This window comes from Gimesia chilikensis, from assembly GCF_008329715.1.
Classification (GTDB): domain Bacteria; phylum Planctomycetota; class Planctomycetia; order Planctomycetales; family Planctomycetaceae; genus Gimesia; species Gimesia chilikensis.
The window spans coordinates 41,634-56,408 of the sequence record NZ_VTSR01000022.1 but is presented as its reverse complement, the minus strand read 5'-3'; the positions used below and the strand labels follow the sequence as shown (position 1 = coordinate 56,408).

The window sequence follows — 14,775 nt, the reverse complement described above, 5'->3', positions numbered from 1 at the left end:
ATTTCAAAAAATCGCTTCCGGAGCGGTGTTTTTTGAATATTTCGCAAGTCTGCCCCTGTTTCGAGTGACTTGCGAACCTGGTCCAGCTATGGTATCTCGCGTGTGGCAGACCGGTTTTCCGCTGAGGAAAGCGGACCTGATTCTCACAAATGCGTTCTCACTATTTTATTGGTCACTGTTAGCAGAAGTCCCACAGGGCAAGAGACGGAGACATGGCACAACAATACATCATGCAACTGGAAGGCGTTACCAAAGTCTTTGAACAGAAAGAGATTCTGAAAGACATTTGGCTCTCATTCTTCCCTGGCGCAAAAATTGGTGTTCTGGGGGTCAACGGTGCTGGTAAAAGTACCCTGCTGAAAATCATGTCAGGGGAAGACACCAGCTTCCAGGGGGATGTCCGCCCTGCCAAAGGCATCAAGATCGGTTACTTCAAGCAGGAACCGGATCTGAATCCTGAACAGACCGTGGAAGAATGTATCGCCGAAGCGGTGGCTGAATCCCAGTCGATCCTCGACCGCTATAATGAAGTCAACATGAAGTTCGCGGAAGATCCTTCTCCTGAAGAGATGGAAAAGCTGATCGAAGAACAGGCGACACTGCAGGACCAGATCGATGCAGCCAACCTCTGGGAACTGGATCGCACCCTGGAAATCGCCATGGACGCCATGCGTGTTCCGCCGGGAGACGCCATCATCGGCAGTCTGTCCGGGGGAGAGCAGCGGCGTGTTGCCCTCTGTAAAATCCTGCTGCAGAACCCTGACCTGCTGCTGCTGGACGAACCGACGAACCACTTGGACGCCGAATCGGTCGCCTGGCTGGAGCGTTACCTGCACGACTTCCAGGGAACCGTTGTGGCGATTACCCACGACCGCTACTTCCTCGATAACGTCGCAGGCTGGATTCTGGAACTGGAACGGGGCCGTGGTCTGCCTTTCGAAGGGAACTACTCTTCGTGGCTGGAGCAGAAACAGGCACGTCTGAAAGTCGAAGAAAAACAGGAATCGAAACGGCAGAAGTTCCTCAAACGCGAACTCGAGTGGGTCCGCATGTCACCCAAGGCACAGGCTTCGAAAAACAAGGCCCGTGTGCAACGCTACCAGGAACTGGCTGCGGAAGAATACGAAAAACGCGACGATGCTTCCGACATTCAGATTCCGGTTTCCCGGTCGCTGGGCAGCAAGGTGCTCATCGCGAATAACCTCACCAAAGGCTTCGGCGACAAACTGCTGTTTGAGAATTTCACCTTCGAACTGCCCCCTGGCGGGATTGTCGGCGTGATTGGTCCAAACGGGGCCGGTAAAACGACGCTCTTTAAAATGATCATGGGTCTCGAAGAGCCGGACAGCGGAACCCTGGAAATCGGCGAATCGGTTGAACTCTCTTATGTCGACCAGAGCCGCGATGCCCTCGATCCGAAGAAAACGGTTTACGAAGAAATTTCCCAGGGACACGATCATCTGGTCGTCGGTAAATCGAGCGTGCATGCCCGCACGTATGTCGGCCGATTCAACTTCAAGGGACCCGATCAGCAGAAACTGGTTGGCGAACTCTCTGGTGGGGAACGTAACCGCGTGCATATGGCGAAACTGCTCCGCTCGGGTGGTAATCTGCTGCTGCTGGACGAACCGACCAACGACCTCGACGTGGATACCCTGCGTTCGCTGGAAGAAGGACTCGAGCACTTCAGTGGCTGTGCCCTGGTAGTCAGCCACGACCGCTGGTTCCTCGACCGTCTGGCAACACACATCATTGCCTTTGAAGGTGACAGCAAAGTCCGCTTCTTTGAAGGCAACTACAAAATGTACGAAGCCCGTCGCCACGAAGAACTGGGAGCCGATGCCGACTCTCCGCACCGGATTCAGTACAAACCACTGTCACGTTAAACGACAACTGACAGTTGAGACATCAAAAAAAAGGGGCAGTCTTATGAGGACTGCCCCTTTCTTTTTTTAACGGGTGAAATTCAGCGGCGCTCGCCTCGAACGCGACTCAGAGTTGCTTCCTGAGTTGATTTCGTTTCCTGATCTGAAAACGGATTACGATCTGCCACGGTCTGACGATGCACTTCAGTGCGGGCCACTTCTACTACTTTACGTGCAGCGATGAGTTGCTCCGGTTTGAAGTAAGGCACACCGCCGCCCACGATTTTGTGTTTCCGTTTGCTGGCCAGGTCCTGCCAGTCCAGGTGGCTGGAGAGGTGCCAGGCGATGGCCTGCATCATTTCCCAGTCGTCGCGACGGGGATTGAATTTCTTGAGCAGAAGCACCAGTGCTTTGTCTTCCACCTGCGATTCGATGGGGCGCAGCTCATAGGTTTTTCTGCTGGAAGGGCACGGCTTCCCATGTTCCAGGCAGACAGAACGCAGCCGCAGGCGCACGGTCTTTTCCGGCGGAATGGTAAAGAAGCCCTGGAAATCAAAATTCTGATTGTTGCTCATCGGTGCCAGATTGCCACCGACCGCCTGGGAATCTCCCGTCATCGGTTGATTGAGTCCCTGCAGGTCCTGTAACAATCCCTGTCCGAGTCCCGGTTGTTGTCCCGGACCAGCCTGCGCCAGAATGTGTACGGAAGAAACCGCGGGAGGTACTTTGACCGTCAGTGGCTCGGAAGTCTTATTCGTAATGAAGACTGAGGAATTATAGGCGCTGATGGGATAGACCCGTGCCGACAGGGTCTGTTTCTTCAGCCCCTCAAACAGTTCAATCTGGGGGGCATCCTTACTCAATGAGAGTTTCGTGATGATATCTCGCCGTGGTGTTCCTTCCACCGAGGGAGCCGTCGCGCCACCTATGGTCAGTAAGGCGCAGGCAATTGCTAACATCTGTATCCGTTTGGTCATTTTAACTCCTGTCTACCAGATTCTGCCCGCCTGAACCCGGAATAGTGTTCAATGCTAGCCTATCGCTAGCAGGCATATGTACAACGAAATGCACACAAGAAACGTGTCCACTTCTTTGAGCGTCAAAATAGAGATGTTGTCTGGAGCGCGATACGAAAACTGACAGGTAAACTGAACGACGAACACTTTACAGAGTCCAAAAACTCTGTGATATTGAGCAAAACTTTCTCAGGCATCGAAAGATAGAAAAGAAATGAAATAAGAGAAAAAGCTGCTCTGCCTCAACGATAACGACTTGGTTTGAAGATTTCAAATTTTTTTTCATAAATCTTACTACCTGGATTCATTGGACCGCCGACTATGAAAGACTCAAACCGGACTGTGCGCTGGGGCATCCTGGGTACGGCCCGTATCGCCGAGAAGATCAGCATTGCAATTCACCAGGCAGAGAATGCCGAGTTGACCTGCATCGCCAGCCGCGATGCCACCCGCGCTGCCGACTGGGCAGAAAAGCATCACGTCAAACGCAGCGTTGGCAGCTATGACGCATTGATCCACGATCCCGATATCGATGCCGTCTACATTCCACTCCCACCGGCACTGCATGGCGAGTGGACCGTTCGCGCCGCCCGCGCAGGCAAACACGTATTATGTGAAAAGCCCCTGGCACTCAATGTGAACCAGGCGCGCGAAATGCGACGCGTCTGTCTGGAAAACGAAGTTCAGCTGATGGATGGCGTGATGTGGTATCACCATCCGCGTGCGCAAGAGATGCTCGAACTGATTCGCAGCGACGCGCTGGGAGAACACCGCAGGATCACTTCCGCTTTCACCTTCAACTGGGATACCGTCCCTGAAGGAGACCTCCGTCTGCAGCGCGATCTGGGAGGCGGTTCCTTAGGTGACCTGGGCTGGTACTGTATTGGAGTCGCCCTCTGGGCATTCAATGAACTGCCCACCAAAGTCTTCGGAACCGCACGACCTTATAATGACGTCGATTATAATTTCTCCGGAATCATGTGGTTCAGCAAAGATCGCATCGCATCCTTTGATTGTGGTTTTGATGTCAACATGCGAAAGTGGTTTGAACTGGCCGGCACAAAAGCCTCACTGATCTGTGATGACTTCACCCGCCCTTGGGAAAACACCAAACCCGCCTTTGAAGTCAAAGACTCCTGGGGAAAGATCACCCGACACGAAACCGCGAATCCGCTGCAGGAAACCTGTATGATCAACCATTTCTGCGACATTATCCGTTCGGGACGACTGGAGCAGCAGTGGCCTGATCTGGGGATCAATACCCAGCGGGTACTCAACGCGCTGGACTACTCGGCTCGTACGGAAACTGTAGTCAACCTGGCCGACTTCTTTCCTAAATAAAAGCTCCCGCGCCGCGCATAAAAAAAGCACCCTGACCAGATTCGCTGATCAGGGTGCCTGAGGTGGAGACCTCCGCCTCGATGCATGCCTGCTTCCTGTTAAGGAAACATTATGTGTGAGCAGAACTGCTGTTCCGCGATCGCTTAATAGTAGTAGCCGTTCCCTTCGCTGCGGGGCGGACGATCACAGACGATGTCATTCTCGCCGTCACAGAAATCCGCCTGATCGCGGAAACTGCTGCCGTCTGTGCAGGCCTTGTGGCCATGCGCCCCTGCAACATAGAAACTCTGATTGATGCGGCCAAACGCCGAGCCGACATCTTCCAGTTCCTGGTTAATACCATGGGCGACTTCACTGAGCCCTACAATCATCGCCAGGACGGCGATCGTTGAGATCAGTACCAGTTCGGCAGAGACAATAAAGCCCGCCTCTTCGTTCATGAAACGCATCAGCACACTATTCATGTTCACAGACTCCAGAGATTAAGAGATTTGGTTTTGTTTCGGGTGACCGGATGCCTGCAGGAGTGGTGAATCCCTGCAGGCGGTCGTCTTTGGAAAGAAAGCAGTTTCGGGTAGAGTTGTTTTCAGAGCGTCAGGCTTAGTAGATGTCCCACTGACCTGAGCAGAAGTCGGGGCAGTCACGGAAATTGCTGCCACTGAGTTCCCCTTTGTGACCTGAGACTTCACAGAGGTTGTAAGTCTGGTTGATGCTGGAGAAAGCGGATCCGACATCTTCCAGTTCCTGGTTCACGTTATTAGCGACTTCAGACAGTCCGACGATCATGGCCAGTACGGCGATCGAGGAAATCAGAACCAGTTCTGCAGAAACAATGAAACCGGCTTCGTCGTTGATCAGTGAGTTGATGATGTTTTTCATAGTGGTGGTCTCCAAAATTGTTTGATTTAAAGTTGTTTGCATCGAGTCAACGTTTCAAAGTTGATAATGGGATGTAAAGCAAGCTGAATACCAAACGTGCCGGAACGTAAAAAAGTTTTTACAAACCGTCCACAGCAGTGATCACAACCTGTTGAAATATAAGGAGATAAAAACAGTCCGTCCGTTGAAATAATTCTTGCGGCACGCGGCACACGGTCTGAGCGGACTGTGGTGAAAAATCAACACGATCTGAGGGGCGAGGAGCAGAGAGGACTTAACCCGCTGTTATCAGGTCAGTTAGCGCGATGTTGTTTCAAAGCAACACGTGGCGAATCGGCAACAGGGACCAAAAACAGTCCACCTGGATTGTGAGAGCGTCCGTAAAATCCTGTCAATCCGTAGAGTCAGCCATAAACAGCAGGCTCAGAAAGGATACGAAGAGAAAAAATGAAAAAAGTCTCTGATATCCATGATTTACTTCTTGTCGTACCCTTGACCTCAGCGGATAAGATTACATAATCTTCACACACAGCAAGCACGTGTTGCTTCTGAAAGTGATCTTCACTCTCAGTCCAATACATGCCAGCTCGCGGGTGTAGCTCAGTGGTAGAGCACCACGTTGCCAACGTGGCTGTCGAGGGTTCAAATCCCTTCACCCGCTCTTTTTTTCGCATGCAAAATCTCAGGGATTGAATCAGAGCCCCCATCTTCTTGAATGTGGGGCTTTTCATACTTTAAGTAGTATCGCTATCAGAATCAGCTCCGCAGTGTGCAACTGCCACCCTCAGATTGAGTGCAGTGATTTGGTAAAGCCCCCATTGCTGTTTTCTACACAACGTAAAAGAAAAGGATTGGACCGTGTCTGACGATCTCGCAACGACAGAAGAAACCGTCTCCACCGAAGGCGAGTATAAAATGTCTGCGACCGCCGATATTAAAGAGGTGGGTCCCTGTAAAAAACATGTGACTGTATCAGTCCCCCGTTCTGACATTGAGCACTTCTACTCTGAGTCTGTCTCTGAACTGGGTGATCAGGCAACAGTTCCCGGTTTCCGCGTTGGCCATGTTCCCAAGAAGCTGATCGAAAAACGTTTCCGCCAGGAACTCAACGATCAGGTCAAACAGCGGGTCCTGATGGAAAGCCTGGAACTGATCGCTGAAGACAATGACCTGGATCCGATCAACGAGCCAACCATTGATGTCGAAAGCCTGGAAATTCCAGAAGACGGCGAATTCACCTTCGAATTTGAAGTCGAAGTTCGTCCTGATTTCAAACTGCCCGAATACAAAGGGTTGTCGCTGGAACGTCCTGTCCGCGAAATCGGCGACAAAGACATCGAAGAATACCTCAACCGCTTCCTCGGCCAGTACGGCGAAATGGAAGAACGGAAAGGTGCTGCTGAAAAAGAAGATTACCTCGAACTGTCAATCAAGTTCGAACACGACGGCAAGCCACTCAGCGAAATCGCTGAACTGGTAGTTCCGCTCCGTCCGATCCTGCGTCTGCGTGATGCCGAAATCAAAGACTTCGGCGAAGTCATGGCTGACGTTAAAGCCGGCGACACTCGCGAAACCGAATTTGAAGTTTCTGCAGAAGCCGATCAGATCGAAATGCGTGGCGAAAAGGTCAAAGCGACTTTCACCGTGAAGACCGTCAAGTTCATCCAGCCTCCGGAAATCAACGAAGAGCTGCTGGAACGGATCGGTGCCGAATCGGAAGAAGAACTCCGCGAAGAAATCAAAAACATCCTGGAACGTCAGGTGACTTACGAGCAGCGTCAGTCTACCCGTACCCAGGTTCTGGAAAAGATCACCGAGTCTGCCGACTGGGATCTGCCGGAAACACTGGTTTCCAAGCAGGTGGAAAACGCACTGCGTCGGGAAATCCTCGAAATGCAGCAGGCCGGTTTCTCCCGCCAGGATATCCAGGCTCGCGAAAACGAACTGCGTCAGCAGGCGATTTCCAGCACTCGTCAGGCACTCAAAGAGCACTTCGTGCTGGACAAGATTGCCACGACCGAAAACCTGATGGTCGATCCTTCCGAAATCGACATGGAAATCTACTACATGGCCATGCAGCAGGGTGAAAGCCCCCGCCGCGTACGGGCTCGTATGGTCAAATCCGGCATGATTGAAAACCTGGAAGCTCAGCTGCGTGAGCGTAAAGCGGTTGACGTCATCCTGGAAAAAGCTGAATACAAAGAAACCGAGATGAAGAAGCCAGAGGAAAACAAAGTCTCTGCTATCGCTCGCTCGGTCTGCTCCAGCTTCGCCGGCTCCGCTGCGGAAGCTGAAGAGGAAGAAGAAGCAGAAGGCGAAGACTAATCGCCCCGCTTCTCATTCAACATAGAATCAAGGCACCATCAAATCGATGGTGCCTTTTTTTATGCGCGAGCATTCCTCTGCTTATAAATCAGAGCGAGTGTAAATTTCTCTTTCTGAAATACCTGATCTCGCTAAAATAGAAAGCTTCCTTTCACATATATCACGACACCCGGGATAATTACATCCATGCCTGAATTCACTGCTCCAGAGCCACAGTCCGGCGGACGTCCGGTGATTCTGCTGGGAGCAAGTAACCTGACCAGAGACTTTCCTCTGATTCTGCGTCTCCTGCAGCCGAGCATAGGGGTTCCCTGTGACATCTATACCGCCCTCGGGCATGGACGCTCATACGGAACCTGGAGTCGTCTGCTGCACCGTGCCCTGCCCGGCATCTCCCGCTGTGATTTGTGGCAGGCATTACCCACACCGGATCGAATTTCGGAACAGCCCCTCGCGCTGTTGACTGATATCGGCAATGATCTGATTTACGGTCAAACGGTCGATGCCATCTTCAGTTGGGTCAGGCTCTGCCTGGATCAATTACAGGCGATCGATGCCCGGGTAACAATCACATTACTTCCCGAGTTCACACTCGCGAAACTCTCAAATCTGCGTTTTGAGATGACGCGACGGCTGTTCTTCCCGAAAAACCCGGCCTCACTTCCCGATCTGATTCAGAAAGTCGGCGAGTTGAATCAGCGACTCGCCGAACTGGCTGGAGATCCCCGTATCCGGATTGTGGCTCCCCAGCCTGAGTGGTATGGCTTTGATCCCATCCACTACCGCGCCTCTCAACGGGCCCGGTTATGGAAAACAATTCTGACCAGTTGGGAACTGGAGAATCTGGAACAACAGACAGTCCGCAATCGCGTGCTGGATGGCTGGTATGCCTTCACTTATCTGCCCCCCGCGGTCAGGCGTCGCTGGGGTAAAGAGATCCGAAGCAGTCAGCCGACCCGGATGTTCGCCGATGGCACCCGCATCTCCGTTTATTGAACATCATTGCTCTAATCCTTTTCCTGGATTAGAGTTAAGAAATAACATCCTGATTTTTAATGAAAATTCCAAATTGAGGAGTGATATCGCTCAAGAGAATCCGCCCGTAAAGAAGCCGAGGTAAGGCTGGATGTTTGATCTTCCGCTGCAACAGGGACCAACCCCATGGAACTCGTACTGGTTTTCATTCTTTTGATTCTCTTCGCTTCCTTCATCCACGGAATCTGGGTGATTGGTCACTTCCTCACCAAACTGTTCTCGCCGGAAGCGCCCCCAAACGACGTTCATTCCTCGCATCAACTTGCCGAAGAACGAAAGACAACAGAGAGTACTCGCGAGCAGGAGCGTCAAACAGCCGAACGCTACCTCCGCCGACTATATAATCAGGGCGTCATCCCGGAAGAAGATTTCGTCCGCCTCTTCAAATATACAGCAGCCAAGCAACCGGCGCCCGCTCCTCCTGAAGTCGTACAACCGAAACCCAAGCCAAAACTCACACCCGAGTCCAAGCCTGAACCCAAACCATCGACGCAGAAACCAGTCCCACAGAAGACGCCTGAAAAAGAACCGGTTCTCGAAATCTCCGATTTTCTGGACGAGAGTGCCTTTGAACCGGAAACCAGGCCCGAACAGATTGAACCTGTCTCTCCAGCACACACTTCCCCACGTCCTGCGATGCCCGTCGAAGAGCAGAAACGTCCGCTGGGTTCACTGCTGCAGGCGTTCATGGAAGAGAAAAACATTCGCTGGGGGGAACTGGTCAGCGGTCTACTGATTGTCGGCAGTGCCATTGGCCTGGTGGTCAGTCTCTGGTCGACATTGAAAAATCAGATTCCTTATCTGCCTGCCCTGCTCTTCCTGCTGGCCACCGCCGCCATCCATGGTGCGGGACTTTACACGTTCAAACGCTGGAAACTGGAAGCCACCAGTCGCGGCCTGTTACTGATTACGGTGCTACTGGTGCCTCTCAACTTCCTGGCAGCCATTCGCCTGTCCGATCACAGGCCTGCAACCGACCCGCTCTTCATACTGGCACTCGGCGTCGGCTTTGCCGCGTTCGGGTGGATGGTCCATTCGTCCAGCCGCATCCTGCTCAGTTTCGGACGCTGGCCTTTACTGGCGATTGTCCTGGGTACCTCAGCCGGGCAGATTCTAATCTCCCGCCTCGGGGATCAGGCTACGACGTTTCTGCAAATCAATTTTCTCGCACTGTTACCAGTCGGCTGCTTTGTCGGTGGATTGGTGTATGTGCTGCGCAATACGTTCGACTGGGAAGAAATATCTGATTCCCGCGCCCGCGAACTGGTCACGCTGCTCGGGCTGGCGGTCTTTTCCGTGCTAGCCCCCTGCTGGCTGATGATCTGGAATGCCCCCGAACGCCTGGAAACCTTTGCGAGACTGACGCCACTGTTCAGCCTGATGGAAAGTCTACTGGTCGGATTCGGTCTGCTGCTCCATCACCGGAAAGGGAAAGATGAATCGCCGCACTGGTCCCTGACGGGTTCGTCCCTCGCGATCTTTGCTGCGATCATGCTGCTGGTTAACTTCGCAATCGCCTGGCCGCGCGTCGACATTCTGATCGCCCTGGGAATCGTCAACGCCATCAGCCTGACACTGCTCGCCTTTCGCGGACGTTTTCCTTTGTGCCATGTACCGGCACTCGCATCGCTTACGATTTCAGCCCTGCTCGGATTTCACGTTCTGGGAGGCACTCTGCCTCTTGAAGGTGTCACACAGCGGATGCTGATGGAAGCGATGCTGCTGGGCCGTTCTGCCATCGTATTACTGGCTTTGGCGATCGGCGCGGGAATCGGAGCGATGCTGCTCAAGAACAAATCGCACCGGGAGGCAGCGGAATACTACCTGTATGCCGCAGTTGGGCTGGCCTGCGGCTCCAGCCTGATCGCAGTCTACGCGGGCTTTTATGCCCGCACAGATGTCATGTGGACTACGGTGGCTTTACTGTTGAACTCCGTTGTGTTCCTGACTGCAAACTGGCACATTCGTCGTCCGATACTTTCCAGCATCGGATCATTTCTCTGGTTCCTGACACTGCAACACGCACTCTGCCTCAACGGCCCCATCCGCGAGTTGCTGCAGAGCATGCATCTGCGTCCCGATGGTCCCTTTGCCTGGGGCTGTCTGATCCACGCTTCGACCAGCCTGCTGTTTTTACTTGCCCTGCAATTCTGGTCCCAAAATCGACAAAAGTTACAGAACAGCTGGTCGCTGCTGCCCGCTGAGGGTAATTCGTTTACCAGCCCCCTCACCGCAGGTGCCATGATCACGTCGGTCCTCATGATCCCTTATGCACTGCTGCAGATCATGCCGGCCCACATGCATGCGTTTTACTCGTTCTGGCTGATGCTGATCTGGCTGGGCATTGCGTTGATTCTGCGTTCCGAAGTCTGGTTTCTGTGTGCCCAGTTCGCGGGGACGGCTGGCACGCTCTACACCGCGACTGCGGTCGGCCAGCGTTTTGATCTCTGGACGGGCAATGGTTACCATTCTCCCCGTTACTGGCTGTTCCATATCCTGGCAATTGCCCTCTGGAATGGACTGAACTCGCTGATCCGTTCCCAAAAATTCTCAGGCAACATGCTGGGAGCGCTGGCCCGCACCAGTCGGCTGAATCTGCAACCGATTCTACTGGGCGGTGCCATCCTTGCTACAGGTCTCGTATTCGCATTTGCCCTGTTACCTCTGGTCGGAGCCGAGTTCAGCCAGGCCTACCGGATGAGTGCGGTCTGGAAATATCTGGCTCCCGCAATGTTTGGCTTGTTCGTCTACCTGATGGGATTGACGGCCATTACCATCACGCGGCCCCGGGAACACAGCCTCTGGACACAAGGTGCCCTCTCCTGCACGCTGGTTGTACTGTTTTCCCTGTTTGTTATTTTCAATTCCGCATTGAAAGAATTCTCGGTCGGCTTTCCTTTGCAACTGGCACCAGAAGCCTTCAGTATCTGGAGCTGGCTCTGTCTGGGCCTGTTGATGTTGGGATGTCTGACTTTTCTCAACAGTCGCCTGCAGAAACTCGCTTCGCTGGGCATGCTGCTAATCAGTTACCTGATTCCCTTTTTGCTCGCCGGGTATTTCAACCAGACTCAGCATGTGGCGGGGGCTCTCCGCTGGTGCCTGAGCCTGTATGCCGTGGTTATATTTGTGGTTGTCTGGAAAGCAGAATCGGTGCTGCAGACTTTCCAGTCGCAGCAGGTCCGCTTGGGGTACCTTACGCGTCTGCTGGAAGACAAACCATCGTGGCGTGACTTGAGCATGCTGGGGGTCGGTCTGCCTGTCCTGTTCCTGACAATCTGTCAGGTTCTGGGAACGGGGCTGGGACAGATCCCAACTCTTGATGTTGCAGACCGGTTACTCGCTTTCACACAATTCGGTCTGCCGCTGCTGATACTGCTGGGAACGATCATCTGTTATGCAGTGCTGTTCCGCTCCAACGGCTGGATGCTGCTCGCATCCCATCTTCTGCTGGCGACAACGCTGGCGGGAACCATTCTGATGTTTTCGACACCCCTCGATCAATATGATACCGCCGAGTTCCTGCAGACCCTTACCTGGCTGGGACTCGCGGCTGCCGGTTTCGGGATCTTCTGGCTGGCATGCGAACGCTGGATTCATCCCGAGTTCCGTGAACACCAGCTGCTCACGTCCTCCGAGTGGCCACCGTTACGGCTTCATCTGGCGACGATGCTCAGCCTGGTCGTCTCTCCCTATCTGCTCCCCTTCTTGTTCAATCTGTTCGATCCTGCCGGATCATGGGGACCACGCTTCTCACAAGCTCCATGGGTGACTCTGCCTGCGGTTGGAGTCTCTGCATTCTGCATTCAGTATTTTGCCCGCAGGTACTCCAGCAGTATGCAGGTCAATGGTCTGAGCTTCCTCAGCCTGGCACTGATCGGTCTGGCAGCGGTCCTGGGCTGGCATCACACGGATTGGAACGCCTGGCAGGTCAACCTGTTGCTCGAAGGGGGGCTACTTGTGGTGCTTACTTTTCACGCGTTCCGCTTTGTGCAAACCTGGCGTCGCTCAGCCGGCGATACCGAACTACAGGCTGACACACTACGACATCTCTACTGGTCTCAGTTGCTCTTTGGTCTGTTACTGCTGTTCGGATTCCGGGGAGGCTGGTCTGACCTCTATCGCCCCTGGCCGGGACTGACGATCGCAGCGACAGGGACGGCCCTGTATTTCACGCTGGGACTCTGTCTGCGAAAACAGATCATGGCCTGGGCTTCACTGGCGATATCCTTACTTGGCACCGTATTTGTCCTGACTGCCCACTGGAACGATGTCGGCGTGGTCATCTCTCCTCAAAACGAGATGGATCTACTGAAATGGCTGGTAACCACCGCAGCTGGTGTCGCGGCCTGCTGGCTGGCGGTGGACGTCTATCGGCAACGTGTCTCGACTGACGAAGAGCTCGGACTGTCTGAATTCAGGTTGCAGCACATCGTAACGGGGACTCTGTCGGGAGTCGTCCTGCTCTACACGCTGACAATCACCGTTTCCCGGACATTGCTGACAGTAGAAGGTCTTCCCGTCATTCGTGACATTCAGGGGTGGATTGCCCTGGCATCGGTGACCGTACTGTTGACGGCGCTGCTCTGGGACCGGAACAGCCGATATGGGCTGGCGCCACTGTTTATGATGGGATTATGTGCGATCGGCACCTTCCTGAGTAATGAGACAGAACTGCGGATCCTGGTACAGCGGTCGGGCATCGCGCTGTCTGTCTATGCCTGTCTGATCGGGATTCTGTGGAGAGTGCGTTCACAGCTGGGTCAGGCTGGTAACCGCCTGGCGATTGCCAACGCGGACCTCATCTGGGAGCAGGCACGCAGCTGGGTCCCGCAAGCGGTTTCCGTGATGACGCTCTCGACAATCCTGGCATTGCTGCACAGCGTATTGCGATTTGAAGATCAGACGCTCCGCTGGTGGTCGGTGGTGGGGACCTTTCTCACGGTTCCGGCGCTGCTGGCTGTGGGTGATTTGACAGAACTTTCCGAACGGTTCAAACACCGTGCCCTGTTGGCACTGGGCGCTGCATCCATCTATTTCAGCTGGGCCCTGTTGCCCGTTAAAGGGAACTTCTACTGGCTCGACCATCTGATTCGCTTACTGGAGGCAGTCTCCGTTCTGAGCCTGCTGACCACGGTTGTACTTGCGAAATGGCCAAGCCTCACCCCGGACTGGACGGAAGCGATTCGCAAAAGCGCACGGACCTTCCTGACCGCTGCTGGTGTCGCACTGTTATCCATCCTGGCTTCGGAGATCGGACTGCAACTGACCGGGGTCCGGCTGCAATTGACTCCCGCGAGAATCGGCGTTGTTTCTGCGGCGCTGGTGCTGCTCTCCGCGGCCCTGATCGTGATGGCTGCCATTCCCAAATATGATCCGTTCCAGCTCCCGTTGAAACGCAGAATGCTGTATGTCTATGCGTCTGAAATCGTACTGGCCCTGCTGTTCCTGCATATTTACCTGACCGTGCCGGAACTGTTCCGCGGCTACCTGCTGCCTTACTGGCCTTATATCGTTATCGCGATTGCCTTTGCCGGTGCGGGGGTCGGCGAGTTCTTCGACCGCATCGGGCTGCAGGTGTTGTCTGAACCGCTCCAGCGGACGGGCGTCTTCCTCCCGCTGTTGCCCGCACTGAGCTTCTGGCTGCATGGTGCTTCGACTCAGACCTCACCGGTGGTCGGCGAATATTCCCTGGTGCTGCTGTTGATCAGCCTGGTCTACGTGGTGATGAGCCTCTGGAGAAAGTCGTTCGTCTATACCACGCTGGCCGCTCTGGCGGGTAACGGTGCCTTGTGGGCTTTCTGGGTGGAACAGGGACAGTTGCTGACACAGCATCCTCAGCTCTGGCTGATTCCGCCGGCATTGTCGGTACTGGTCGCGACACATCTGAATCGTGATAAACTGAGCGATTCTCAGCTGACTTCGATCCGGTACTTTTCCACGATTGCCATTTATGTCAGTTCGACCGGGGACATGTTCATCACCGGAGTAGCGGAAAGTATTGAGCTCCCGATGATTCTGTGTGGCCTGTCGGTCGTGGGGATCTTCGCCGGGATGCTGCTGCGAGTACGGGCCTTCCTGTATGTCGGCACTTCGTTCCTGGTGCTTTCGATTGTGAGCATGATCTGGCACGCGTCGCAGTCACTGGGACACGTGTGGCCCTGGTGGGCGTTTGGGATTGGTCTGGGGATCTGCATCCTGGCCCTGTTCGGGCTGTTTGAAAAGCGGCGCAATGAAATGCTGGATCTGGTGGGTAAATTAAAAACCTGGGACCGGTAAGCCGGCCCCAGGTTGGGAAGTCAAAATCATAGGGTGCG

8 protein-coding genes and 1 tRNA gene are annotated in these 14,775 nt (G+C 54.0%); 6 read left to right on the top strand and 3 right to left on the bottom strand.

The genetic code is table 11. The features are described from left to right. Positions 1–212 precede the first annotated feature (212 nt). The gene (ettA, locus tag FYZ48_RS24065; RefSeq protein ID WP_145041786.1) at positions 213–1,886 is read left to right on the top strand and encodes an energy-dependent translational throttle protein EttA; all 1,674 of its coding nucleotides are present in this window, start codon (positions 213–215) and stop codon (positions 1,884–1,886) included. Positions 1,887–1,966: 80 nt separating this feature from the next. On the opposite strand, the gene FYZ48_RS24060 is transcribed toward ettA, so the two are convergent. After that, entirely contained in the window at positions 1,967–2,842 is an 876-nt protein-coding gene (locus FYZ48_RS24060) for a hypothetical protein (RefSeq protein WP_149345103.1), read from the bottom strand. A gap of 360 nt (positions 2,843–3,202) precedes the next feature. Between FYZ48_RS24060 and FYZ48_RS24055 the strand changes: the two genes are divergently transcribed. Further along, positions 3,203–4,222, top strand: a complete 1,020-nt coding sequence (locus FYZ48_RS24055) for a Gfo/Idh/MocA family protein (protein ID WP_149345102.1) — start codon at positions 3,203–3,205, stop codon at positions 4,220–4,222. Between the two features lie 143 nt (positions 4,223–4,365). Here FYZ48_RS24055 and FYZ48_RS24050 read toward each other — a convergent pair whose 3' ends face one another. Both FYZ48_RS24050 and FYZ48_RS24045 read right to left on the bottom strand, forming a co-directional pair. Then, positions 4,366–4,686, bottom strand: a complete 321-nt coding sequence (locus FYZ48_RS24050) for a branched-chain amino acid aminotransferase (RefSeq protein WP_149345101.1) — start codon at positions 4,684–4,686, stop codon at positions 4,366–4,368. A 136-nt stretch (positions 4,687–4,822) separates the two neighbouring features. Next, on the bottom strand, positions 4,823–5,101 hold the full coding sequence (locus FYZ48_RS24045) for a Flp family type IVb pilin (protein WP_145041790.1): 279 nt from the start codon (positions 5,099–5,101) through the stop codon (positions 4,823–4,825). A 589-nt stretch (positions 5,102–5,690) separates the two neighbouring features. Here FYZ48_RS24045 and FYZ48_RS24040 point away from each other — a divergent pair. From FYZ48_RS24040 to FYZ48_RS24025, 4 genes are all read left to right on the top strand, one after another. Next, a tRNA-Gly gene (locus tag FYZ48_RS24040) sits at positions 5,691–5,762 on the top strand. A gap of 197 nt (positions 5,763–5,959) precedes the next feature. Continuing rightward, positions 5,960–7,426 (top strand): trigger factor, encoded by a 1,467-nt coding sequence (gene tig, locus FYZ48_RS24035; RefSeq protein WP_145041791.1) that lies wholly within the window; start codon positions 5,960–5,962, stop codon positions 7,424–7,426. A gap of 186 nt (positions 7,427–7,612) precedes the next feature. Continuing rightward, positions 7,613–8,422, top strand: coding sequence for an SGNH/GDSL hydrolase family protein (locus FYZ48_RS24030; protein WP_149345100.1), 810 nt, complete (start codon positions 7,613–7,615; stop codon positions 8,420–8,422). A 165-nt stretch (positions 8,423–8,587) separates the two neighbouring features. Further along, positions 8,588–14,737, top strand: coding sequence for a hypothetical protein (locus tag FYZ48_RS24025; protein WP_149345099.1), 6,150 nt, complete (start codon positions 8,588–8,590; stop codon positions 14,735–14,737). Positions 14,738–14,775: the final 38 nt, after the last annotated feature.

Coding starts and splice junctions, on each gene's coding strand:
- ettA (WP_145041786.1), top strand. CDS start 213: ATGGCACAACAATACATCATGCAACTGGAAGGCGTTACCAAAGTCTTT.
- FYZ48_RS24060 (WP_149345103.1), bottom strand. CDS start 2,842: ATGACCAAACGGATACAGATGTTAGCAATTGCCTGCGCCTTACTGACC.
- FYZ48_RS24055 (WP_149345102.1), top strand. CDS start 3,203: ATGAAAGACTCAAACCGGACTGTGCGCTGGGGCATCCTGGGTACGGCC.
- FYZ48_RS24050 (WP_149345101.1), bottom strand. CDS start 4,686: ATGAATAGTGTGCTGATGCGTTTCATGAACGAAGAGGCGGGCTTTATT.
- FYZ48_RS24045 (WP_145041790.1), bottom strand. CDS start 5,101: ATGAAAAACATCATCAACTCACTGATCAACGACGAAGCCGGTTTCATT.
- FYZ48_RS24030 (WP_149345100.1), top strand. CDS start 7,613: ATGCCTGAATTCACTGCTCCAGAGCCACAGTCCGGCGGACGTCCGGTG.
- FYZ48_RS24025 (WP_149345099.1), top strand. CDS start 8,588: ATGGAACTCGTACTGGTTTTCATTCTTTTGATTCTCTTCGCTTCCTTC.